This is a genomic window from Brumimicrobium aurantiacum (genome assembly GCF_003402975.1).
GTDB classification, from domain to species: domain Bacteria; phylum Bacteroidota; class Bacteroidia; order Flavobacteriales_D; family Crocinitomicaceae; genus Brumimicrobium; species Brumimicrobium aurantiacum.
Genome location: NZ_QURB01000002.1, coordinates 257,671 through 279,156 on the forward strand (window position 1 = coordinate 257,671; position 21,486 = coordinate 279,156).

23 protein-coding genes are annotated in these 21,486 nt (G+C 32.6%); 11 read left to right on the forward strand and 12 right to left on the reverse strand.

Annotation, left to right across the window (positions count from 1 at the left end; all coding sequences use genetic code 11):
• Nucleotides 1-3 precede the first annotated feature (3 nt).
• From DXU93_RS04405 to DXU93_RS04420, 4 genes are all read right to left on the reverse strand, one after another.
• The gene (locus DXU93_RS04405; protein ID WP_116880047.1) at nt 4-1,041 is read right to left on the reverse strand and encodes a hypothetical protein; all 1,038 of its coding nucleotides are present in this window, start codon (nt 1,039-1,041) and stop codon (nt 4-6) included.
• A 37-nt stretch (nt 1,042-1,078) separates the two neighbouring features.
• A complete protein-coding gene (locus tag DXU93_RS04410) occupies nt 1,079-1,360 on the reverse strand; it encodes a DUF427 domain-containing protein (protein WP_116880048.1) in 282 nt (93 codons plus the stop codon).
• A 168-nt stretch (nt 1,361-1,528) separates the two neighbouring features.
• Nucleotides 1,529-1,855 (reverse strand): hypothetical protein, encoded by a 327-nt coding sequence (locus tag DXU93_RS04415; RefSeq protein ID WP_116880049.1) that lies wholly within the window; start codon nt 1,853-1,855, stop codon nt 1,529-1,531.
• A 710-nt stretch (nt 1,856-2,565) separates the two neighbouring features.
• A complete protein-coding gene (locus DXU93_RS04420) occupies nt 2,566-3,444 on the reverse strand; it encodes an aldose 1-epimerase family protein (protein ID WP_116880050.1) in 879 nt (292 codons plus the stop codon).
• 391 nt (nt 3,445-3,835) lie between these two features.
• Between DXU93_RS04420 and DXU93_RS04425 the strand changes: the two genes are divergently transcribed.
• The 8 genes from DXU93_RS04425 to DXU93_RS04460 all read left to right on the forward strand — a co-directional run bounded on the left by DXU93_RS04425 (nt 3,836) and on the right by DXU93_RS04460 (nt 9,753).
• The gene (locus DXU93_RS04425) at nt 3,836-4,579 is read left to right on the forward strand and encodes a hypothetical protein (protein ID WP_116880051.1); all 744 of its coding nucleotides are present in this window, start codon (nt 3,836-3,838) and stop codon (nt 4,577-4,579) included.
• A 271-nt stretch (nt 4,580-4,850) separates the two neighbouring features.
• The gene (locus DXU93_RS04430) at nt 4,851-5,408 is read left to right on the forward strand and encodes an REP-associated tyrosine transposase (protein ID WP_116880052.1); all 558 of its coding nucleotides are present in this window, start codon (nt 4,851-4,853) and stop codon (nt 5,406-5,408) included.
• A gap of 133 nt (nt 5,409-5,541) precedes the next feature.
• Nucleotides 5,542-5,742, forward strand: a complete 201-nt coding sequence (locus DXU93_RS04435) for a hypothetical protein (RefSeq protein WP_116880053.1) — start codon at nt 5,542-5,544, stop codon at nt 5,740-5,742.
• A gap of 456 nt (nt 5,743-6,198) precedes the next feature.
• Nucleotides 6,199-6,915 (forward strand): hypothetical protein, encoded by a 717-nt coding sequence (locus tag DXU93_RS04440; protein WP_116880054.1) that lies wholly within the window; start codon nt 6,199-6,201, stop codon nt 6,913-6,915.
• Between the two features lie 91 nt (nt 6,916-7,006).
• A complete protein-coding gene (locus DXU93_RS04445; RefSeq protein WP_240623422.1) occupies nt 7,007-8,077 on the forward strand; it encodes an RHS repeat domain-containing protein in 1,071 nt (356 codons plus the stop codon).
• A 5-nt stretch (nt 8,078-8,082) separates the two neighbouring features.
• Nucleotides 8,083-8,496: a hypothetical protein gene (locus DXU93_RS04450; RefSeq protein WP_123776041.1), complete on the forward strand. Its 414-nt coding sequence runs from the start codon at nt 8,083-8,085 to the stop codon at nt 8,494-8,496.
• Nucleotides 8,497-8,503: 7 nt separating this feature from the next.
• The gene (locus DXU93_RS04455) at nt 8,504-9,370 is read left to right on the forward strand and encodes an RHS repeat domain-containing protein (protein WP_165851332.1); all 867 of its coding nucleotides are present in this window, start codon (nt 8,504-8,506) and stop codon (nt 9,368-9,370) included.
• On the forward strand, nt 9,367-9,753 hold the full coding sequence (locus DXU93_RS04460) for a hypothetical protein (RefSeq protein ID WP_116880057.1): 387 nt from the start codon (nt 9,367-9,369) through the stop codon (nt 9,751-9,753). The genes DXU93_RS04455 and DXU93_RS04460 overlap by 4 nt, the downstream gene beginning before the upstream one ends.
• A gap of 324 nt (nt 9,754-10,077) precedes the next feature.
• Here the strand turns inward: DXU93_RS04460 and DXU93_RS04465 are convergent, their stop codons facing one another.
• On the reverse strand, nt 10,078-11,043 hold the full coding sequence (locus DXU93_RS04465; protein ID WP_123776042.1) for an integrase core domain-containing protein: 966 nt from the start codon (nt 11,041-11,043) through the stop codon (nt 10,078-10,080).
• Nucleotides 11,044-11,494: 451 nt separating this feature from the next.
• Here DXU93_RS04465 and DXU93_RS04470 point away from each other — a divergent pair, with 451 nt between their 5' ends.
• The 3 genes from DXU93_RS04470 (at nt 11,495) to DXU93_RS04480 (ending at nt 17,536) form a co-directional block, all read left to right on the forward strand.
• Nucleotides 11,495-15,991: an ATP-binding cassette domain-containing protein gene (locus DXU93_RS04470; RefSeq protein WP_116880059.1), complete on the forward strand. Its 4,497-nt coding sequence runs from the start codon at nt 11,495-11,497 to the stop codon at nt 15,989-15,991.
• 221 nt (nt 15,992-16,212) lie between these two features.
• The gene (locus tag DXU93_RS04475; RefSeq protein ID WP_116880060.1) at nt 16,213-16,773 is read left to right on the forward strand and encodes an REP-associated tyrosine transposase; all 561 of its coding nucleotides are present in this window, start codon (nt 16,213-16,215) and stop codon (nt 16,771-16,773) included.
• Between the two features lie 286 nt (nt 16,774-17,059).
• Entirely contained in the window at nt 17,060-17,536 is a 477-nt protein-coding gene (locus tag DXU93_RS04480; protein WP_116880061.1) for a hypothetical protein, read from the forward strand.
• 117 nt (nt 17,537-17,653) lie between these two features.
• Here the strand turns inward: DXU93_RS04480 and DXU93_RS04485 are convergent, their stop codons facing one another.
• The 7 genes from DXU93_RS04485 to DXU93_RS04510 form a co-directional block, all read right to left on the reverse strand.
• Nucleotides 17,654-18,166, reverse strand: coding sequence for a rhodanese-like domain-containing protein (locus tag DXU93_RS04485; RefSeq protein WP_116880062.1), 513 nt, complete (start codon nt 18,164-18,166; stop codon nt 17,654-17,656).
• Nucleotides 18,167-18,175: 9 nt separating this feature from the next.
• Nucleotides 18,176-18,394 carry a hypothetical protein gene (locus tag DXU93_RS04490; protein ID WP_123776043.1) on the reverse strand — a complete coding sequence of 73 codons (219 nt, stop codon included), beginning with the start codon at nt 18,392-18,394 and terminating at the stop codon, nt 18,176-18,178.
• A 77-nt stretch (nt 18,395-18,471) separates the two neighbouring features.
• The gene (locus tag DXU93_RS04495) at nt 18,472-19,134 is read right to left on the reverse strand and encodes a hypothetical protein (RefSeq protein ID WP_116880064.1); all 663 of its coding nucleotides are present in this window, start codon (nt 19,132-19,134) and stop codon (nt 18,472-18,474) included.
• A 33-nt stretch (nt 19,135-19,167) separates the two neighbouring features.
• Nucleotides 19,168-19,644 carry a DMP19 family protein gene (locus DXU93_RS04500; protein WP_116880065.1) on the reverse strand — a complete coding sequence of 159 codons (477 nt, stop codon included), beginning with the start codon at nt 19,642-19,644 and terminating at the stop codon, nt 19,168-19,170.
• Nucleotides 19,645-19,683: 39 nt separating this feature from the next.
• A complete protein-coding gene (locus DXU93_RS04505) occupies nt 19,684-20,208 on the reverse strand; it encodes a DUF308 domain-containing protein (protein WP_116880066.1) in 525 nt (174 codons plus the stop codon).
• Nucleotides 20,209-20,285: 77 nt separating this feature from the next.
• Complete coding sequence (locus DXU93_RS15005; protein ID WP_165851333.1) at nt 20,286-20,450, reverse strand: hypothetical protein; 165 nt, start codon at nt 20,448-20,450, stop codon at nt 20,286-20,288.
• 242 nt (nt 20,451-20,692) lie between these two features.
• On the reverse strand, nt 20,693-21,451 hold the full coding sequence (locus DXU93_RS04510; RefSeq protein ID WP_116880067.1) for a DNA alkylation repair protein: 759 nt from the start codon (nt 21,449-21,451) through the stop codon (nt 20,693-20,695).
• Nucleotides 21,452-21,486 lie beyond the last annotated feature (35 nt).

A 21,486-nucleotide genomic window follows, 5' to 3' on the forward strand; every position in this document is an offset into this window, starting at 1 on the left:
CTATTATCGATCAATTACTTGCGTATCGCTATCTTCATAAATATCTCCTTTTTTAAATTTAAAAGGTAAACTATTTTTTAAATAAACGTAATGCTCGATTTTAACCAATTCATTTTCGCCAACATCTGATCTCGAATAGAAAAATGATCTTTTTGTTAAAAGATTACTTTCATTGTATACATTTTCAATTCGGTAGGAGTGTGGTGGATAACTCGTATTTCCATGCATTTTGTTTCGTGTATTATTCAGATAATAAAATATTGCATTCCCAAATTGATCTAATTCAGCCTTCATTTCTACGACTGTGTCTTTTTTATGATCGAGTTGTATATAACTCACCATTCTATTGAATTTAGAAAGTACTTTATGCTCTTCAAGGTTATATAATGTATCAGCGCGGAAGGTTTTGATTTGAGTAATTAAAGTGTCTTCTTTTTCGGTATAGGTATATTTTACTTCACGAGAAGCTGTTTTAGCATGTGAAATCCTACCTTTTTGATCAAACGCATTGATGCGATCTTTATTTGCTGAATTTGAATAATTTAAATGCGTTTCAATTAATTTGTTTCGCTTCCACGTATAATGGTAACTCAAAACTGTATCTCCATCATATTTAATTGTATAGTCGCTTTTATTTCCTTCTTCGTCATAGTTGAAAATGTTCTCTTCAATATTTCGATAATTCTCTTTGTAATCAAGAATTAAGTTTTGTTGCTCATCATAGGTGTTAAGGTGAATATAGCTCCCTCTACCATAAGCGATAAATGGTAGATTTCCACGGTTATTACTTCTTAACCAATATACAACTTGTCCATTTTTATTGAATTCGTATTCTTCTAATTTCCCACTGTAACTACCTCTTTCGTTGATTGGGTCTTCATTCAATTCTGCGTAAATTTGCAGTGACTTAAATCCAGCCTGACTGATGGCCTCAGCATTTAAACAAGGAGTTAAACTTTCCTCTAAATTAACTTGTCCATTGATAGATAATAAAGGAGAAGTCGCGAATAGTAACGCAATTAAAAATTGATTGAAATACATTTATATCGGTTTAATGTTAGATGATCATCTATCTTGTTTATTTAACTTCAATACCATTCCAAAAGGCGATAAAGTGTTTAATATGAGCTGCTTTTTCCTTAGGCTTTGGATAATACCAAGCGGCAACTTCGTTTACTTTATTATCTACTTTAATGTCGTAGTAACTGGCATCACCTTTCCATGGACAAAATGTTGTTTTGGGACTATTAATAAAAAACTCTTTATTAATAGCGTGTGGTGGAAAGTAGGCATTTCCTTCTATTTCTATTGTTTCATCTGATTCTGCGATGATCTCTCCGTTCCAAATTGCTTTTTTCATATTGTATTTTTATTCAATATACACTAAACACCACTGCTGTAGTCCCGATAATTTTCGGGATTAACCAACAGCAATCAATGATTCAAAATAATATTTGAAAAACCTTGTGTTCTCTCCCTTTAAGATAGTATCGTATAAAATAGTACTTAATTGATGAATATCAATAAATTACTTTTCTTCTTTTAGCCGATCAGCAATTTTTTGTGCATCTTGACAAAATTTGTCGTTTCCAGCCAATTTCCATTCACCCGTTTTATTGATGTAAAATTGCACAGTTTTTTCAACTACTTTATCATAACCACCATATGATTCTAACATGTTTTGAACTTCTTCTAGGTAAACTTCTTTGGTTGTTCCTCCTGAGGCAACTTGTGTCCACAACTTATTGATTCTTTTAGATTTCTCTTTATAGTTTTGGTTTGTACTTTTATGTGCCATCAAGAAAAGTGATAATGCTTTAGCTTCTGGAGATGGTTTATCTGTATTTTTTGACATTGTGTCTTTATAAATGATTAATAAGGTAAATATAGTTTAAAAGGGTTACCCATTTAAATCTCGTACTCTAAATTTGCAATTTTCTACAAATAAATTTTGTAAAACTTTTGATATGTAGATGTTTGTGTTGTGGACTTTAATATTAAAAGGAAATCATTAAATGATCAATTATTAGGAAAATGTATGTTTATGGGGACGCGCTTTATGTTTTTTTGAAGTTGAAGCGTGCTGAAAGTCGCTAATAATGGCGGCAGCTTCTCAGCTCGTCTGAGGAGATCACCGATACTACGGTAAACTCAGCACAGCGCATTATCGACTTACAGGAGTGGAGACAAGAACCGCAGCGTAGCAAGCTCATGAAAACAATTGAAAAATATAAAAGATTGAATAAAAAACATCAGGCGCTAGCTCTTTTTATCCTTACAGTTTCGGCACTAACGCTTCTTACTGTTTCGTCTTCAAAAACTTCGTTTTCTCTCTATTTGGAGCAACCGACCAAAGGGAGTTCATGAACACGATAAAAAATAAACAAAAGTGAACTAAAAAGAAAATAAGCAATTTCTTTCTATAGAGCTTATTTGAAAGTGGATTTGGGTTAACAAGTGTATATGATTTGATTGTTATTTAAATGGGTAACTCAATAGTTCAATAAAGTCAATTCCTATTTAAAATAAGGGAAGCTTGTATAAAATTCCTGTGAAAAATCATATTTATTTTTCAATTTCTGTAGTGATCGAAATTGAGAATTTAGAATTTGGGTCAAGGGACTTGTAAGTTGATTTCTTCGGAAGTGCTAACGCCTCTTCTTCACTATCAGGAAGGCCCAACCACGGTTCAATACAAACATAATCTGCGCTAGGTTTTGACCATATCGCGAGGTTTGGATAACCAGTAAAGCGGACAATCACGCCTTTTGCTTCATTCACTTTTCTTAATCTTACCCAATCAAAATCAATGTTCGAAAATATGAGTGCATCTTCGTTGAACAAGGTATCGGAAAGCTGTAGTGATCTATTTTCAATTGAAATTTCCTTTTCTTCATTTGAAAGTAAACCAGTTGGACCTAATTTTCGGGATTTTAAGTTGTTTTTGATAGGGAATTCTATCACATAATCAGATAACTTTACATTTTCGTCTATTGGACAAGCGTATGCTGTATGGCCTCCACAAGCAAAATACATTGGAACAGTACCATTATTCTCAATGTGATAATCCATTTTCAATTTATTTCCAATTATTGAATATTCAACTGTAAACGAAAAGTCAAATGGATATTTTTCTAATGTCTTTTCTGAGCTATTCAATGTAAAAGCGCAGCTAGAACGGCTTAATTGTTTGAAAATTAATTGGTCGTTGTTTCGAATGATACCATGTTTGGTCATGGCGAATTCTTTTCCTTCAAATAGCTGTTTTCCGTCTTTAATGTTTCCAATCGCTGGAAATAGAACAGGGGAGCTACTTCCCCAAACAGATTCGTCGATTTGCCAAATGTATTCTTTACCTTTATTCTTATCTATAAGTGAACGAATTTCAGCCCCATTAGATTCAATGGTGCATTTAAGGTGTTCATTTTCTATTGTATGTAACATAAGCTTCTTCTGAAAGTCTAAATATAGGAAGTAGAAGTTAAGAAATAAAAAAAACTTGTCGATTTTGTAAGTAAATCAATTTGTAGTTGGCTTTATTACTGAAAAACATTAAGTATTAACACAAGATACCACTAGATCCGACAGTTGTGCGGATAGGCATAACCTTCTCGTGGCCTTGGGTTCCATACACAATAGTGCTATTGGTTATTACGTAAAAAAAATGAAATAGAATTGTGGTGGTAGGTATTTGAAAATATTTGTAATTTTAATCTTAGTATTAGCTAGAATTCTAACTACCACGAGAAGAATCTCGCGGTAGCAAAGGATAGTACTACAGGGAACGGAGTAAAAATAAGAGTTAAAACAGAATGTATAGAAAAAAAATAAATTGATGAGATTATTCAGACTTCAAATAGCAAGTTTTTTAATTGTTTTATTTTCATACTCGTGTGAAGGTAAAGTAAAAGAGAAACTGGAGTGTGTTCAAAATGAATCTTATTCAATGGAAATCAATAAATATATTCCTTGTTTTAATTTACTTTTTGAGGAAACATTTAATAAAATATCGTATTCAATTCCAGACAATTTGGATACAGTGTTTTATAATGATATAGATAATTATTATTCTTTTTTTGTGAAATTAGAAAATGAAAATTTATTTCTCTATTTATATGTAGATACATTTAATACAAGGCAAAGAGGTATAAAATTTCATCAATTAAACTCTATTGAAGAGAAGTTATATATAAATCAAAATGAAAGTTTAGTTTGTTTTTACCCTTTTTTTGAAAAATGTAAGTGTGATAGTTCGAACGTTAATAAGTTGGAACTAAAATCAGTAATTAACACCTATGACACACATTTATTGGGATCATGGAAAAGTAATGAAGGTATAAAAATAAGTTTTGAAGAAGATTATATTATACATGATTCTGATACTAGTTTTTATCATAAACTTGGTAGCTATTTGGTAGATAAATCTACTCGCAAAGATACTTTAGCTACTATCCAAGCAATTTCTATGAATAAATTAATTTTAAAATGTGACTTTATTAGTAAAGAGAAAATGATATATTTTAACAAGTCAATTATACATCCATTAAGTAGAAAAGACCCCGCGTCTACTTTGAGATAAAAGGGAAAAGAACCCTTCGTCGTACTGCGTCCGACTTTTGGCGTGAACGAAGTGTGTTGAAAGACAAGGTGTTACTTGATGTAGAAGGATGGCAATAAAATTGAAGAAAAGATGTTCCCAAGCTGCCGCGAGATTTAGCGCAGCTTCTCGTGGCCTTGGGTCTCCAAACATATATCTCAGTCAAAAAAGCTCACAAAAACATCATTCCATAAACCTTTATTGAATAATTTTCACTAACTTATTTAGTATTAACCCAATAAACCTAAATCAAATGAGTAGAAATTATCGGTTTCACAACCCTGAAGCACCTTATTTTGTAAGTTTTTCAGTTGTAGAATGGTTAGATGTATTTACAAGAAATGAATACAAAGACATTTTAATTGACAGTTTACATTATTGTCAAGAAAAAAAAGGAATGGAAATTTACGCATGGTGTATAATGTCAAATCATGTCCATTTAGTTTTTAGAAGTACTGAAGGAATACCACCAGGTCAGTTACTCGGAAGTTTTAAACGACATACCAGCATGACAGTAGTAAAAACAATAAAAGAAAATGACAGGGAAAGTCGAAAAGAAAATTTGTTGGAAACTTTTAAACGCAATGGAAGTAAAAAATCTAATGTAACGTATAATCAATTCTGGCGACAAGACAATAAACCAATCGAATTATGGAGTAATCATGTAATTAGTAAAAAAATAAAATACATTCATAATAATCCTGTAAATCAAGGATTGGTTTTTAGACCAGAAGATTATCCATACAGCAGTGCTGTTGATTATAGCGGAGAGAAAGGAATTTTAAATGGAGTAGTGGTAGTAGGTATTTGAAAATATTTGTATTTTTAAAGTTGGTGATAGTTAGGATTCAGACTACCACGAGATATATCCGTACAGTTGTCGGATCTCGCGGTAGCGAGGGGGAAAACGCTGGAATAATAAGAAAGAAATTTCCGAAAAGGACATGAAACCATTAGAATCATTTTCAGAATGGGGCTGGTTTGAAAATCATGCTGCTGTATATTTTGGTAAAGATAACGCTGGAAAAAGTTATTATGTTACAAAAAATGGAAAAGCAAATAATACACCAACTGTTATGAGTTATGATCAGTTGGATGATGTTTATAATTTTTGGTCCAGTCCTTATAAATACGCACCTAAGTAAAAAATATGAAAAGATTATTTTATAGAATATTTATTGTTTTAATCACAACATTATTTGGTTTCTATTTTTATAGAATAACAAATCCCATAAGAGATGACATATTTTGGTGGCAAGATTTTATTAGGGATTCAACTATGTATATAATAATAAGATGGGGGATTTTAATAATTATTTTTGCTTTATTAATCAACGAGTATTTCTATTTTAGATTTCATAAAGTTTTATCTACAATATTAATTCTGTTTTTTGCGTTAAGCGTATTTTTTATGGTGAAAAGGTATGTCTATTCGTTTGAAGGTAGCTTTTTAATGAATTCAATAATAATTTTATGTTATATGTCTTTTTTGTGTATAACCCACGAGAAGAATCTCGCGGTAGCAAAGGTATTCCAGTTTTTACGGTCCAAATACAGCAAGAGAAATTGATCCAAAGTACATTAATGATTAAATTAAAAAGATGAAGAAAATACTTTTTTTGATACTATGCTTAATAACTGTTTTCTACTCATGTGATAATAATCATGAAAAGAAAGCTAGTGAAAAGATGAGGATTAAAGACTATACAGATACCACTATTAACTACAAAGATACTTCTATTATTATAATAGATAGTAATTATCAAGATAATTTAATTGAGTATAAGAATATTACGAGCTTCGAAGAATCAATATGGGAAACGCTATATTTTAAAAAAGGTATTGGGCTTCTAAATACAAAAATGAAGTTTGATAAATTTAAAACTGATGGCCCTGTATATTTCTTTTCAGATAAAGGAAGATTAAAAAGAAAGGCATATTATACTACTGATTCACTACGTGATAACTCTTTAGTTGAGAACATTGAATACAAAGAAAATGGAGAAATAAATTATGATAAATCCTTATTTTTAAGTGTTGTTCCAACACCTCTATCTGACACAATTCATGTTTTTAACAAATCCAATCTTAATTTAGAAATCACACCCCATTATTGGGGAGCAACAAAAGTTAAAATGACTATCTATCTAAATAAAAAAAAACGGGGTTATGTAGAAACAGAAAACCACCAAAAGGCTAATTATCGATTGAATGGATTACGGAAAGGTGTAAATGAACTGAAAATTGTAGTTCACGCTTCAAAAGAACGTGATGTCACGCAAGAAATGATGAGTATTAGATTTGTAAAGGTTTATTAAAATGTACGCTCCAAGATTTCTATCACTACTCTCCCAGCTCGTGCGAGATCCGAGAGAATAATCTCGCGGTAGCCAGGGGAATGTTCTAGCAGTGATAACAGATAGAAAAATTCCTGAACCAAATCTTGCACAGGATGAAATTTTGTACTACTTTGAAGACGTGATTAGTTATTCAGATTATTATCCGTTTGGAATGCAGATGCCGGGTAGGAACGGAAGTACTGGGGAATATCGTTATGGCTTCCAAGGTCAGGAAGTTGATAATGAGGTAAAAGGCCCTGGAAACTCCATCAATTACAAGTATAGAATGCACGACCCACGTATTGGTAGGTTCTTTGCGGTGGACCCGTTGGCTTCAGAGTATCCGCATAACTCACCGTATGCATTTAGTGAGAATAGAGTGATTGATGGTATTGAATTAGAGGGGTTAGAGTTTTTAGAAAGTGACCAGTATCTTTACTATTTTTCATCTGGTAAAACGTACATTGCTTTACAGAATTGGTGGTTTTTAGAAAATGAGAAACAGGTAAGTAATCCTGGGTTAGGTAATGGTTATAATAATGAATGTATCGGTTGTTACCCAGCAGGAGGTAGCAACTTTCAAATGAAAACAGAACTTAAAAAGCAACCTCGACCGGCCGGACCATTTAATAACAAAACTCACGATCCAAATTTTGTACCCCCTGGTGCTAGAATGTCATATGGAGTGGCGAAAGGACTGTTGGCTGTTGATGCTATAGTAGCGGGATTTACTGGTTATTATAATACTGTTAATAGTAATAATGGAAGAGAGGTTAAAAATCAAATTAATTCAACTTTTGAGGATGTATACGATGTCTTGACAATTGCAATTGGTTTGGATTTAATTGAGAAAAAGTATCAGAATATTCAAGACTTATCAAAAATCGCGAATGTACTTTTGTTTGGACAAACTCATCCTGATCCTGATGTGACACAGGATCAGGATCTAATCGATTTAGGATTGTCACTTTACAACTTAATTGCAACGTCAACACATTATTCTCTTAATCCTAATGATTCTGATAATCGAAATATTGATAATACCGTTGCTCCGCAAATATATAAAGAGTTTAAAATACCTTCTCTATTGCAACAATATCAGGAATTTAAAAAAGAAGAAGAAGAAAAAGAGAAAAAATGAATGTAATGATGAAGTATTCTATTTTAATTGTGATCTTGTCATTTTCAATTGGCTCGTGTTCTGATTATAAAAAAATCAAAAATAAGCTGATATCGTACAATTTATGGTCCATTGATACAATAAAAAGAAAAGAAAAATATGAATTTATTTTTCCAAGCAGTAATCATTTTGGGTCTAATCTAATGGCCTTCCGTGAAAATGGAGTAATAAGGCTTCCTATTCCAATAGGTCAATTATATAATAATAATGGAAGATGGGATATAACTGTAAGCAATGATAGCCTATTTTTGGAAGTTTGGGACTCAAGTTTTGAAGAATTTAATAATGTATATTATATTGAAAGTGAAGTGAAAGATGGTTTAATATTTTTAACCTTAACTTCAGATATATATGTTTTTACCTGTAAAACGGCTATATAAAACGCAGATGCCGGGTAGAAAATTTCAGCCTGAGGATTATCGTTATGGCTTCCAAGGGCAAGAGAAGGATGATGAAATTAAAGGTCCTGGAAACTCTGTAAATTATAAGTACAGAATGCACGATCCGAGAGTCGGAAGGTTCTTTGCGGTGGATCCGTTGGCGGCTGAATATCCGCATAACTCTCCTTATGCGTTTAGTGAGAATAGTACAATTGCTTTTGTTGAGCTTGAAGGATTGGAACGTATTTATTATTTATGGGGACATGATGAAAAAGGTGAATTAAAAAAGATTTTTTGGAAAACAGTTTTAGGTTATACTACAGAGGGAGGAGAGTTTAAAACGTACGAGGAAGAATTCATTTTGAGACGATATGATGGTCCATTTTCAAAGGATTGGTTGTTTACTGATAGAGAAGAATTTATTGAATTTGATGGGGGCTATTTTGATGTTCTTTGGCATCCAAGTGATGGGTTAATTAGAAGTGAAATAATAGATGCTCACGCAGATGCTGCCGGAACTCAAGGAGAGCGTTATAAAATTGCTGAAGGCATACTTGAGATACTAGACCGTCGCGAATGGAGGAGTTATAAACTTAGACATAAAGCAAGTGTAATTGTTGCTGATTTTCAGAGCAAAGAAAGCGCAATTGAATATTCAAAGGAGTTATTATCAAAGTTTTCTAAAGATGGGTTTGAACTCTCGGTTATACCAACCGAAGATGGGTATAGCGTATCAACAGGGAGTTTTGATATTGGTAGCATGCAAGAGGCCGTTGATCAAAGAAATGAATTACGAGGCGAAGGCTACGTGCGTACAGAAGTTAAAGTAATAGAAACAGAGGTATTGCAAAAAGCAGAAAAAGTTAAGTTATGAAATTAATGTTAATTACTTGTTTAACCATCATATTAATTGCATGTTCTGAACCATACAGTTCAAAACCACCTAGTGAACTATATAATAGATGGTATATGATTGAATTGTTGGATGAAAATGGAGAAATTCAAAACCTTGAGAAATGCACGCATTATTTGGAGTTTTTTGCAGACGGAAATTATAATTCAGGGGGGTACGTAAAGGACAGTGGTAGATGGAACTTTGATCCAAAAAACAAAAGCATCACATTGAAAGATAAATTAAAATTTGAAATACTAATGTTAAGGCATGACACCTTGAAGTATACTGCCCGAAGAGGTAATAAAAGTATGACTTCAATTAATGTTACTCATGAGCATTGTGATGATATAATTAAAAAATAGGATCCGTCGCTACATGGGTATCCAAATGCGCACTCTACATCATTCCCCCCGCTCGTGCGAGATTCCATCTCGTTCGCGGGGTATTGATTTGTATGCCCGCACATTCCACGTAATACCGCCGCTACTCCCGAGACAAAAGCGAATAACCTACTTCGTTGTAACGAAGTAGGTTAAGAAACAAAGGGTTATGGGTTAGTAAATTCTAATCGACTATTTGATAAAGTTTTGTTCTTTGAAATATAAAAGTTGAGCTAAAGATTTAGTTGTAATGGAGTAAGAGATTATATGCACAGAAGGGTTCTAAACCAAGATGAGTAATATTATCTACTTACAAATATCAATCTCGCAGTTCACTGATTTGTTTTGTTGGATTCTATTCTTCTTCGCTTCGAGTTTTTGCTGTTTAAAATCAAGATTTACTTCTTCAGAAGAATAGCATTCCATTGGGGTGAGACCAGATAAAGAACCATGTGGTCGGATAGTGTTATAATCATTGATAATTTCTTCCAGACATTGAATTAGCTTATCAAGTGTGTGTGGCAGTTTTTTCCGTAAATACCGTTTAATAATTTTGTTAACCGCTTCTACAGCTGAGTTGGAGAACCTTACTTCTTTTAAAGCAAGTAATTTAATGATTTCTGGTGTTTCTAAGTTGTAGAGGAAATCCTCCACCAAAATATTATTGTTTTCTCCACCACCATCAGTTATGAGAGAAGTTGTTTGTAAATTTGGGTGGTGTTTTTGAATATTTACAACAGCATTTTGAAGTGCAGCTTTTGCATTTTTACCATCTTTTCTAAGAGATACATTCCAACCGAGTATGGCTTTAGAAAAATTATCACAAACAAGAATTATGGCTGCTTTGATTCCATTAGATAACGGCCAGAATGTTGTGTCTATATGAATAAATTCATTAGGCTTTGTTGTAATAATTGGGTTGTAATATTCTTCAGATGACTTTCTCCATTTGCGCTTTAAACTCAGTAAATTAGTGTATTTGTAGAATGTACTCAATGAAATAAAAAGACGGTTATTTCTTATTGCATGGTAGTAAATAGAAGCAGCAGGCCAACATTCAAAACTCTGATTCTTGTATAAAGATTTTATGGTTTCAATTTCATTTATTGCTAATTGTAGAGGATGTCTTTTGAAACAAAGACTTGATGGAGAGATACCACACTTTACCTTTTCTTTGTTTGACCAACTATAAAAAGTATTTGGAGAAATAGACAGAAGTTTGAAGACTGTTTTTCTAGGAAATGATTGAAACATCTGCTGTAAGCAATTCATTGTTATTTGTTTGTGTTCTTCAGTCTTTGTTAGAACTGGTGTAACTATGCATGATAACTGGATCCAAATTTTAGTAATTACGAACACCAATTGTTTTAGTCTTTTATGTTCTTGGAAGATTTCAAATTGTTCTATTGCATCTCTTTGAAGCAGGCCGACCTCATGTCCCCAAGCTGGCGCGAGATCCGACAGCTGTACGGATTAGCGCAGCTTCTCGTGGTCTTGGGACAAAACAGTTCCTCCACTTAGTAGTAGCAGTAGTAGTGATGTAGGTATTTGAAAATATGCAATTCTATTATCTGGTGTGGATGGACGTTTTATAAAACTTACGTACCAGATAAATTGCTTTTGCTTAAGAGCAAAAGAGGTGAAAGGAGAAACACTTCAACTCTGATTCTTGTTCAAGCTTTCAATCTTTTTATCTTTATTCTTTTTAAAAAGCGAATTCTTCATGAAAATTATCAATGCCCATCAAAACAATCTGAAAAACATCAGTTTAGAAATTCCAGAACATCAACTTATTGCTGTGACAGGTTTGTCGGGTTCGGGAAAATCTTCTTTGGCGATGAATTGCATAGCAAATGAAGGATATCGCTACTTTTTGGAAAGTTTGCCGGCTTATAGTCAGCAGAATCACTTGCGAATTCCAACGGCTGAAATGGATGACATTACTCATCTTCCGCCAGTTATTAAGGTCGAACAAACCAAACGTTTTCAATCGGTGAATACTACTTTCGGGACTTTATCGGAGTTGACTGCTGTTTTTAGAATTCTATTTGCTCGTTATTCTTCTCATGAAAAAATGAGTAAATCTTTGTTTTCTTTTAATCATCCACGAGGCGCTTGCGAAGTATGTAATGGAATTGGAGAAGAGGAATTTATTGATGTAAATAAATTGATTGGAGATGAAAAATTAACGTTAAGAGAAGGAGCGATAGTTACCACTTTACCAAATGGTTATATTGTTTATTCTCAAGTAACTGTTGAAGAGTTAAATCGTTTGTGTGAAGCACATGGATTTAATGTCGATATTCCTTGGAAAGATTTAACCGAGGAACAACAAAACGTTGTTTTGTCAGGTAGCGATCGCATTAAAGTGTATTACGGTAAACACAGTATTGAGTCGCGATTAAGGTGGCAAGGACTCAAAGCAAAACCACGTGAAGAAGGTTTTTACAAAGGTGTTTTACCCATTATGAGTGATATCCTCAAAAGAGATAGGAATCCGAATATTTTAAAATTTGTGAGTTCACGTGAATGCCCAAGTTGTCATGGAGCTCGTATAAAAGCTGAACATCTCAAATTTAAATGGAAAGGGCATAACTTTAATTCTTGGATGAATTTTAGTTTAAATGAATTGTGTGAAAAACTTGAAAATCAAGACTTAAACGTAGGAGAGGAGGTGCTCGTGGAACAACTAAAAACCAAACTCTATGATTTAATACGCCTTGGTATGGAAGGGTATAGTCTTAACTCTCCGAGTATTGAAATTTCTTCTGGTGATGCACAAAGAATTAAATTAATCAACCAAGTAAACACCCATTTACAAGGTATTCTCTATGTGTTTGATGAACCGTCTATTGGACTTTCTAGGCGTTATCAAAGTTATTTGCTTTATATCTTCAAACGGTTGATTTCAAAAGGAAATACGGTCATGGTGGTGGAACATGATTTGGATTTTATTCAAACCGCCGATTGGATTGTTGAATTGGGACCAGCTGCTGGAGTCAATGGTGGAGAAATCGTTTACAATGGTACCTCAACTAATTTCCTTAAATCCAAAAACTTAAATAGTCCAACCCTAAAAGCAATTCAAGCAGACAAAATACCTGCAACACATTCACCTCAAATTCAAAAAGCCAATTCATTTAAACCTGAATTACAAAAATTGCATGTAATTGTTAGGAAAACAACCCATTTAATGGATAGAATTGAAAGCTTTTGTAGTGAAAATAACTTCAATTATATCACAGTTACTGATCAACCCATTGGAAAAACACCTAGAAGTAATCCTTCTACTTATACGGGTTTAGCAGATAAAATAAGGGATTTAATGGCTAAAACTCCTCAAGCTAAGTCACTAAAATTGAAAAAAGGCGACTTTTCATTCAATAACAAATCTGGTCGATGTGAAGCATGTGAAGGAGCGGGTGTTATTACACTGTCGATGAATGTGCTGGGGAATATCAATCAAATCTGTCCGACTTGTAACGGTAAGCGTTTTAAATCACATGTTTTGCAGGTTGAATGGAAGGAAAAGAACATTGCGGATATTTATGATTTGACGATTGAAGAAGCACTTGAGTTTTTTGATGCTGAAAAGAAAATTATTGCAATTCTCACCTTAATGATTCAACTTGGATTAGGGTATATCAAATTAGGTCAGCCTTCAAATACCTTGTCTGGAGGTGAGGCGCAACGTATAAAGTTGACAAAGTATTTTGCAAAAAAGTCTACCAAAACGATACTTATCCTGGATGAACCGAGTATAGGATTACATTATCAAAATGCGCAACAATTAATCTCTGCTTTACATGCGTTAAAAAGTAGTACAGCTGGAATAGTTTGTTTTGAAAATCATCAACTTTTTCAAAAAGAATGTGATCTCTTATTGGATAATTCCCTAGCATTTAAGCCAATTGAACTTGAGAAAATCACGCATCAAAAACGTGATGAAATCATCATTAAAGGTGCAAAAACACATCAATTAAAAGACCTTAACCTGAACATTCCTAAACATAAATTAACGGTGGTGACCGGAATTTCTGGTTCGGGTAAGTCTTCATTAGTGATTGATACACTACATGGTTATGGAATGCAAGAAATGAGTAAACAATTTTCGAGTTATCAGCAATCGAGGGTTGGAGCAAATTACCAATTCGACGTTGAAAGTATTTCTGGATTAACACCAACGATTTGTATCACAAGGAAAGATGCTAATTTTGGATTACGCACAGATATTGCCAAACAAACGGGAATTGATCGGGTTTTAAGGTTTGTTTTTTCACGAAAAGCGATGTTTGAAGGGGAAGAATTGACCGCAAGTCATTTTTCTAATGCACATGAATTGGGCCGATGTCCTGTTTGTGAAGGAGTCGGTGAGGAGTTGTTACCAGATTTAAATAAAATTGTGTTAAACGAAAAATTAAGCATCACAACTGGTCTTTTCGAACATAACAAAGCATTGGATTATTATGGGAATTCTGGTAGTCAGTATATGGCCATTTTAAAAGAAGTTGGAAAAGAAAATGGGCTTTCATTAGAAACTAAATTTGCAGATTTAACGGAGAAACAAGTTGATTTAATTTTAAATGGAACAGGCACAAAAGAATGGAGTACATCTTGGGAGTTTAAAACCAAAACGAGAACAGGAAGTCAGGAGATTACAATGACTTATGATGGGATTTTCAACTATCTAAAGGAGGAATATTACAAAACACGGAAGAATAAGAATATTAAAAATCTACGTGCTTTGTTGACTTTTAAAAAATGTTCGACTTGCGAAGGAAGTGGATTATTAAAAGACCGTTTAAATGTAAAATTCGCAGGTAAATCAATTCATGAGGTAAAATCTTTGAATTTCAGTCAATTGAAAGAGTGGCTATTGATGAAAACGGATGATTTAGAAGCCATTGACCATAAATTAAAAGAACATTTATATTCAAAAGTTGAATTAACATTAAAACGAGCAAAGCAACTTCATATTGATCATTTGCAATTGAATAGAAAATCGGCTACGCTTTCTGGTGGAGAGAATCAACGTGTTGAATTAATCAAACAGTTGAATAGTCCACTCACTGGAATAACTTACTTGTTGGATGAACCTTCTGCTGGACTTTCGAACGATAATATTCCAGATTTAATTTCGATTTTAAATGACTTAATTGCCAAAGGAAATACGGTGGTTGTAATTGAGCATAACAAAGAAATTATGTTTGCCGCATCACATTTAATCGAGTTAGGACCCAAAGCAGGAAAGTTTGGAGGAATAATAACTTACGAAGGTTCGCCATTAGGTATACTTCAACAAGAAAATTGCCATCCTTTCTTAAAAAGTTCTGACAAGAAAATAAGTTCAAAAGAATCAAAAACGCACATTTCCTTTCAGGATATTTCACGTTATACTTTGGTAAAGTCAAGTATATCAATTCCAGTAGGAGGAATTACAGCCATTACAGGTAAATCGGGAGTTGGAAAAACAACTTTGGTTAAAGAAGTCTTGATGCCGAGCATTTTGAGTGGAAAACCGGTTTATTGTAGCGCCTTTGAATCGCCTAAACAATATGAAGGCGTACATTTTTTTGAAACAAAGAAATTAAGAACACATTCCGCGACATTATTGGTTGATTATTTGGGCTTTTTAACTGATGTCACAAAGGTTTTTGCTAAGAAAAGCACCTTAAAAGTAAAGGACTTCTCCTATAAAACAAAAACGAGTCAATGTCCGATATGTAAAGGAAAAGGCTATACTGAAACCAGTTTGGACGTTGCCTCAAATGCCATAGAAATATGTGAAGAGTGCGAAGGTAAACGCTATCAACCATTTGTTCTAGAATATGAAGTTGAAGGGATGAACATAGCCGAAGTTTTAGACTTGAATCTAAATGAAATTCATACCTGGTTAGCCAACCATAAAGTGAAATCGAAAGTCATAAAATCCTTGGATCAATTGGCAGCAATAGGTTTGGATCATCTTTCCTTAGCGCAAAGCGTACAATCCTTATCATCAGGTGAAAAACAAAGGTTACTGCTGTTAAATTGGTTGCAAGACGCACCTAAAGATCAGTTGTTTATTTTAGACGAACCGAGTATTGGTCTACATTATGCTGATATTGATTTGTTGTTAAACATCCTCGAAAAATTAGCGATAGAGAATGATGTTTTGGTTATAGAGCATAATTTGTATTTGTTGGAGAAAATAGGGAGACAATTACGAATTGAGAATTGAAAATTACGAATTTCAGGACAGAGGAGATAGCTTAAAGATTAGCACTCTAAATAGTTATAAAGTTTAAATAATAAAAAGCAATGTTAAATATACCAAGCTACCGAGAGCTTTTAGCTCGTGTTCTTGGTATATTTAAGTCTCTCAGCAAGAGACATTTTTATCAAAATAGTTATCTGCATATCAACTTTTTTACTATCTTAATATAACCAAACTAAATCACCATGAGTAGGAATTATAGATTTCATAACCCAAACGCACCTTATTTTGTAAGCTTTGCAGTTGTAGAATGGTTAAGAATTTTCGATCAAGATAAATATAAGGATATTCTCGTTGATAATTTAAACTATTGTCAGCAGAATAAAGGAATGGAAATTTACGCTTGGGTAATAATGCCAACTCACGTTCATTTGGTGTTTCGTAGTACAACTGAAGTAACTCCAGGAAAATTGCTTGGAGAATTTAAAACACATACTAGTAAGAAAATTGTTAAGTTGATAAATAAAGATAATGGTGAGCAAAATAGAAAATTATTTATGGACACTTTTAAACGTCACGGCGAATATCGATCAAACGTGAAATATTTTCAATTTTGGCAGCAAAACAATATGCCCATTGAACTATGGAGCAACAAAGTGATAACTCAAAAGATAAATTATATTCATAATAATCCTATAAAGAAAGGAATGGTTTTAAATCCAGAAGATTATAAATATAGTAGTGCTGTAGATTATTCAGGAGAAAAAGGGTTGATAAATGATGTAGTGGTGGTGCCGTTGTTATAAATTTGTTTTGGGATTGATGGGCTAAACTTAATGGATTCTATTTATAGCACTGCCACGAGCTTCAAGCTCGCGGCAGCGCTATAAATAGAATTGTACCTTAAAAAATCGAGATTAATATTTAATGCTTTTCGATTCGGTAGTGGTAGATTTTTGAAATATAGTACTTTTATGATTTGAAGAATGAAACCAAATTCCTGCATTGTTGAAACTAAGAGTTGTTTTGTTTTCAAGCTACTATTTAGTATAATTTAAGTAAACCATAGAAATTAAGGAAACAATTATTGAAATGAAAAACAAAATCTACTTAGCAATTTTAATTATAATTTTTTCTCAAAAAATCTTAGGTCAAATAGATATTGATGATAGTTTTAAAGAGAATTACTTTGATACTTTAATCCAACAGGAATCTTATTCAAAAAAACTCTTAATTGATACCTCATTTTGGAAAGAGCAATATGTACAAAAACCAGGATTTTGGAGTTATAAATCAGATCCTTTAGGATTACATATGGATATCTTTTTTATTCAAAAGAAAGATGAGATTGATGGTGAAAAAGTAAAAAAAAGTTCTAGTAGTATTGAGTATTTTGAATCAATAATAGGTACTTCTTTTAAAAAACTTTTTATTTCAACAGATTATGAGGTATCAAAACTATTCGAAGAAGACAGGGAAATGACTTATAATTTCAATGATAACTCCTTAATATTACATCATATCATGAAAAACGGTATGGCAACTAAGAACTTATACCTTTTTCATTGAAGGAGAACATTCTTTTTGTCTTTTAATTAGGTCAAGTATTGGATCAAAAAACGACTTAATCAGAAATATTGAATCAACCATAATCTGGTAATATATAACATCTCGAGAGAATAATAATTATTCATAAACCTTTTCACCTTTCTTTAACCAAACGCCCCAAGTTTTAGAGTAAGCATGAACTTTCATCGTTTCTTCGCCTTCGAGGTTATAAACAGGTTTTCCTTGGTTTACCCATTCAAATATACTTCCGTACATGTTGCTTACGTCGGTATAGCCGGCTTCGATGAGTTGTCGGGTAACATTTTCGCTTCGTGCTCCAACAGAACAATAAGCAATGATTTTTGTGTCTTTGTCGATAGATTTTACGCGGGATAAATCAAAATCATCGTAACCTACCCAAACCGCATTTTCGAGGTGACTCACTTCGTATTCTTTTTGTTCTCGAGTGTCAATAAAAACAACCTTAGGATTATTATTTTTAATGCTGTCTGCTTCGTCAACTGTAAGTTCTGGAACATCATTCTTTAACATCGATTTCAACATCGTGTTGTAGGCTGGACTTTGTACTTTTTGGGCAGCACAAGAAGTAACAAAAAACGATATTACAATAAAAAATAATAACTTTTTCATGATTTAAAATTAATTGTTTTTATTCGTTTGGACGGGGTTTTTGGAAGAATCAATCGCACAGTTTCCCGATGCACATCCAATCGAAAACAAGCCCATAATAACAAAATACGCTCCAATTAAAACACCTAACCATTCTCTATTCATAGCGGTTTGAACAAGAATCATTGTTCCTAAAATCACATAAACAACGCGAATGATAGACCAGTTTTTAAGAATTCTATTTTTCATCATTACAATTTATTGGTGAAATTAGAAAATAGCATATTTGTAAAGTGCAACATTTGTAACTTAGGTTTGCATAGATTTTATTGTTTTTTCAATTTTTGATTTAAGGTTTCAATCAATTCCTTTTGTTTCCCTATTTCACTTATTTCTCCTTCAAATGTAGCTAAATTTCTCATGCTAGGAAAAGAAAGTTTTTGATGAACAAACGAATTAGATACCAATAAATTGAAATAATTATAGAACAAAATGAATTTTTGAATATTGTCAGTAGAAACCTTTTTAAATCCAAATCGCTTCAGTGTTTTAGCATTAACAAAATAGGTCGTTCCTTTGATTTTTATCTTGTCTTGATTTTCAAAAGTTTCAATCAAAGTCAAAAGTCCTTCTAAATATTGTTGCAAAATGTAACTTTTACGTTTTTGAGGTGACCATGATTTTTCTAAAGTAAAAACATAGTCAAACAAAGTTCCACCATGTACTTTAATGATTCCGTCTTTCTCTTTTTCAGCCAAAAATAGATTTGAATAGTAGATAAACTTTCCTGATTTTTTCAATTGGGGAACATCTATAAATGGAGCAATTAAGGTTAAAGAAATTACTAAGAATATAAAAAACAGAAAATACAAACCTGTGATAATGGCAATAAAAAAAGCGACTGCATTAAAAAATAAAGCTAAAAACGCAATGTGTAACTGGGTCTTTACTTGGTCTTTGTCTGACTTTAAATAAAAGCGATGTGCCATTTGAAGTGCTATAATGGTTTTAAAAGGAAAAGCTTATAATTTTATCAACTCTTGTAAATAATCTCCAAGCAAATCCTCCAAGTTTTCGGCATCTTGCAGTTGATCGTAGCGAATATCCAAAGTATAAAGCTGCATACGTTGATGTTCTGACAATTGAATATTGAACACAAATGATTTAAAAGCATGATCTAACAAGCCAATTTGATTGACAATATCTAGAGAGTCTACAACGATTCGAGCCGATTCATTGGCTTTAATTTCATTAAAAACATGAATAATTTCAGGAGCGAATATGCCCAATGATGATTCATAGAAGTTACTAAATCCTCCTGAAGTTACCGCTTGATTCAATTTTACAATGATATAAACCATTTTCTCTGGAACAGTGAGTTCTTGAACCGTAGAGTAGGAGTGCTCCCAATTATTTTCGTCTAAATTTGCCATTGCTACATGGTCTTCAGCCGATTTAAATAAACGACTAATCAATGCTCTGTTTGAAATATTTTCCATTCCCACAAAGTTAGCTTGAATTTATTAGAAGTTACACTGTTAATGACGTGGTTTTAAAAATCTTCTTGGATTATATTTCATCATTTCTTTATCTGTCAATTCTGCAATACGTGTTGCTTCTGCTGTTGCATCTTGCATTCTATTTGAAGTTCTAGACAATAAAATCTTTTTTCGATGGGAATTGGTCAGCAAATAAACTCCAAGATGCTCATTTGTAGAAATTGTTTTATTCAATCCAGTGATGTCAGAAGCTTTATTTGATTTGTTTGCTTTTAATACGGTAAGAAAAGGGTAGTCGTCTAATGATTTCCATTCTCCAAATTTTATTCCTGCCACTTGGTTATATTCTTTAAATAACTTCTGTTTATAATCAATATCTATTCCTGAATTTCCGGTGAGCATATACAAACCAAATACAAGCATTATTGCGCCAAAAACAACAGCAATAATATTAAAAGATAAAAGGACAATTGCTCCTAAAACAGTAAAAATCAACCCAATTAGACGTGCTATGGATTTAAAAAACCAACCGTGTTTAAATGATTCTTCGGTATTTCCTTGCATTTATTTGTATTTAAAATTTAAAAAAAACACCCAAACTCTTGTCTTGAGCATAATACGTTAAAGATAAAATTAATTTGTTAGTCATTAATTTTCCACGCTAACCATAAAATCAATACAACAAGGAGAAGTGTACCTAAGGAAATTCCACCAATAAGAAATTTAATTGCTCCAATGATAAAAGTCAACACTCCAATTATGATTGCAGCAATAACCAATAAACTAATTACTATAATTTTTTTCATGTGATGTATAAATTGATTTGTGATATTAATTTGTCCTTTTAAGGTAATAAAAATTCACCATCAACATCTTGTTTTAACGATTTTTGGAAGTTTCACATCTCACCACTCACACCTAATCCAAACAAAGAAAAATTGTAGTTACAAGGGTCATTTTCATTACTTTAAAAAAAATAACATGAATTCACTATAATTGTTAATTACTTAAAATACAATGGATTAATGATACAAAGGGTCATTTTAGATTATTCTGTTATTTCTCCGTTTTTAATCAAATTTCTCAACGCATGCTTTATAATCCATTTGCGCTCTTTACTCATATTTTCTTCTTTCCAACTTTCAATTAATTGAATCCCAACTTCTTTATTGTCCTTTAAAATGTCATTAATACAGTTGGCCACAGATTTTTGAACATATTTGGATTTATCGTCTTTTAAACTGTTTAAAATCGGTAGCAGAGGAGATGGGTCTTTAATGAATGGATCTAGTTTTGTTGCCCAAGGAAGTCTGGGTCTGCCACCTTCACTGGATAATCGCCGGATGTGTTTATTCTGGTTTGTTGACCAATCTTCCATTTTTTGCATTGTTTTTTCAGGATGAGCCTGAATAAATGGTCGAATAGCATATTCTCCAGTGTTTCGTTTTGTAATCTCCTCAATCAAGCCCATGGAAGGCTCAAAATGATTTAATCCATATTTCTCAACGTATTTGGCAATAGGCATAATCCAATAGAAATTGGTAAACATTCCTACTTCTTCTTCGTTTTCTGGTCCTAAAATTTGAATTAGAACTCTTGCATTCGTTTCGTAATCTGTTGATAAATGACTACTTAATTCATCAGCAATTATTTCGACTCTATCTTTTAATTCAAGTTTTGGAACTTTTTGATCAATTGTTTTTATAAAGGAAGACTTATTAAAATCAGGATAAAACCGAATAATTTTGTCAGCTAACAACTCAGCTAATTCTTTATCAAACCACAGTTTTAGTTTTTTATAAGCCATATTAGATCTTTTGTCCTCATGAATATTTGTTCACT

Coding starts and splice junctions, on each gene's coding strand:
- DXU93_RS04405 (WP_116880047.1), bottom strand. CDS start 1,041: ATGTATTTCAATCAATTTTTAATTGCGTTACTATTCGCGACTTCTCCT.
- DXU93_RS04410 (WP_116880048.1), bottom strand. CDS start 1,360: ATGAAAAAAGCAATTTGGAACGGAGAGATCATCGCAGAATCAGATGAA.
- DXU93_RS04415 (WP_116880049.1), bottom strand. CDS start 1,855: ATGTCAAAAAATACAGATAAACCATCTCCAGAAGCTAAAGCATTATCA.
- DXU93_RS04420 (WP_116880050.1), bottom strand. CDS start 3,444: ATGTTACATACAATAGAAAATGAACACCTTAAATGCACCATTGAATCT.
- DXU93_RS04425 (WP_116880051.1), top strand. CDS start 3,836: ATGAGATTATTCAGACTTCAAATAGCAAGTTTTTTAATTGTTTTATTT.
- DXU93_RS04430 (WP_116880052.1), top strand. CDS start 4,851: ATGAGTAGAAATTATCGGTTTCACAACCCTGAAGCACCTTATTTTGTA.
- DXU93_RS04435 (WP_116880053.1), top strand. CDS start 5,542: ATGAAACCATTAGAATCATTTTCAGAATGGGGCTGGTTTGAAAATCAT.
- DXU93_RS04440 (WP_116880054.1), top strand. CDS start 6,199: ATGAAGAAAATACTTTTTTTGATACTATGCTTAATAACTGTTTTCTAC.
- DXU93_RS04450 (WP_123776041.1), top strand. CDS start 8,083: ATGATGAAGTATTCTATTTTAATTGTGATCTTGTCATTTTCAATTGGC.
- DXU93_RS04455 (WP_165851332.1), top strand. CDS start 8,504: ATGCCGGGTAGAAAATTTCAGCCTGAGGATTATCGTTATGGCTTCCAA.
- DXU93_RS04460 (WP_116880057.1), top strand. CDS start 9,367: ATGAAATTAATGTTAATTACTTGTTTAACCATCATATTAATTGCATGT.
- DXU93_RS04465 (WP_123776042.1), bottom strand. CDS start 11,043: ATGAATTGCTTACAGCAGATGTTTCAATCATTTCCTAGAAAAACAGTC.
- DXU93_RS04470 (WP_116880059.1), top strand. CDS start 11,495: ATGAAAATTATCAATGCCCATCAAAACAATCTGAAAAACATCAGTTTA.
- DXU93_RS04475 (WP_116880060.1), top strand. CDS start 16,213: ATGAGTAGGAATTATAGATTTCATAACCCAAACGCACCTTATTTTGTA.
- DXU93_RS04480 (WP_116880061.1), top strand. CDS start 17,060: ATGAAAAACAAAATCTACTTAGCAATTTTAATTATAATTTTTTCTCAA.
- DXU93_RS04485 (WP_116880062.1), bottom strand. CDS start 18,166: ATGAAAAAGTTATTATTTTTTATTGTAATATCGTTTTTTGTTACTTCT.
- DXU93_RS04490 (WP_123776043.1), bottom strand. CDS start 18,394: ATGAAAAATAGAATTCTTAAAAACTGGTCTATCATTCGCGTTGTTTAT.
- DXU93_RS04495 (WP_116880064.1), bottom strand. CDS start 19,134: ATGGCACATCGCTTTTATTTAAAGTCAGACAAAGACCAAGTAAAGACC.
- DXU93_RS04500 (WP_116880065.1), bottom strand. CDS start 19,644: ATGGAAAATATTTCAAACAGAGCATTGATTAGTCGTTTATTTAAATCG.
- DXU93_RS04505 (WP_116880066.1), bottom strand. CDS start 20,208: ATGCAAGGAAATACCGAAGAATCATTTAAACACGGTTGGTTTTTTAAA.
- DXU93_RS15005 (WP_165851333.1), bottom strand. CDS start 20,450: ATGAAAAAAATTATAGTAATTAGTTTATTGGTTATTGCTGCAATCATA.
- DXU93_RS04510 (WP_116880067.1), bottom strand. CDS start 21,451: ATGGCTTATAAAAAACTAAAACTGTGGTTTGATAAAGAATTAGCTGAG.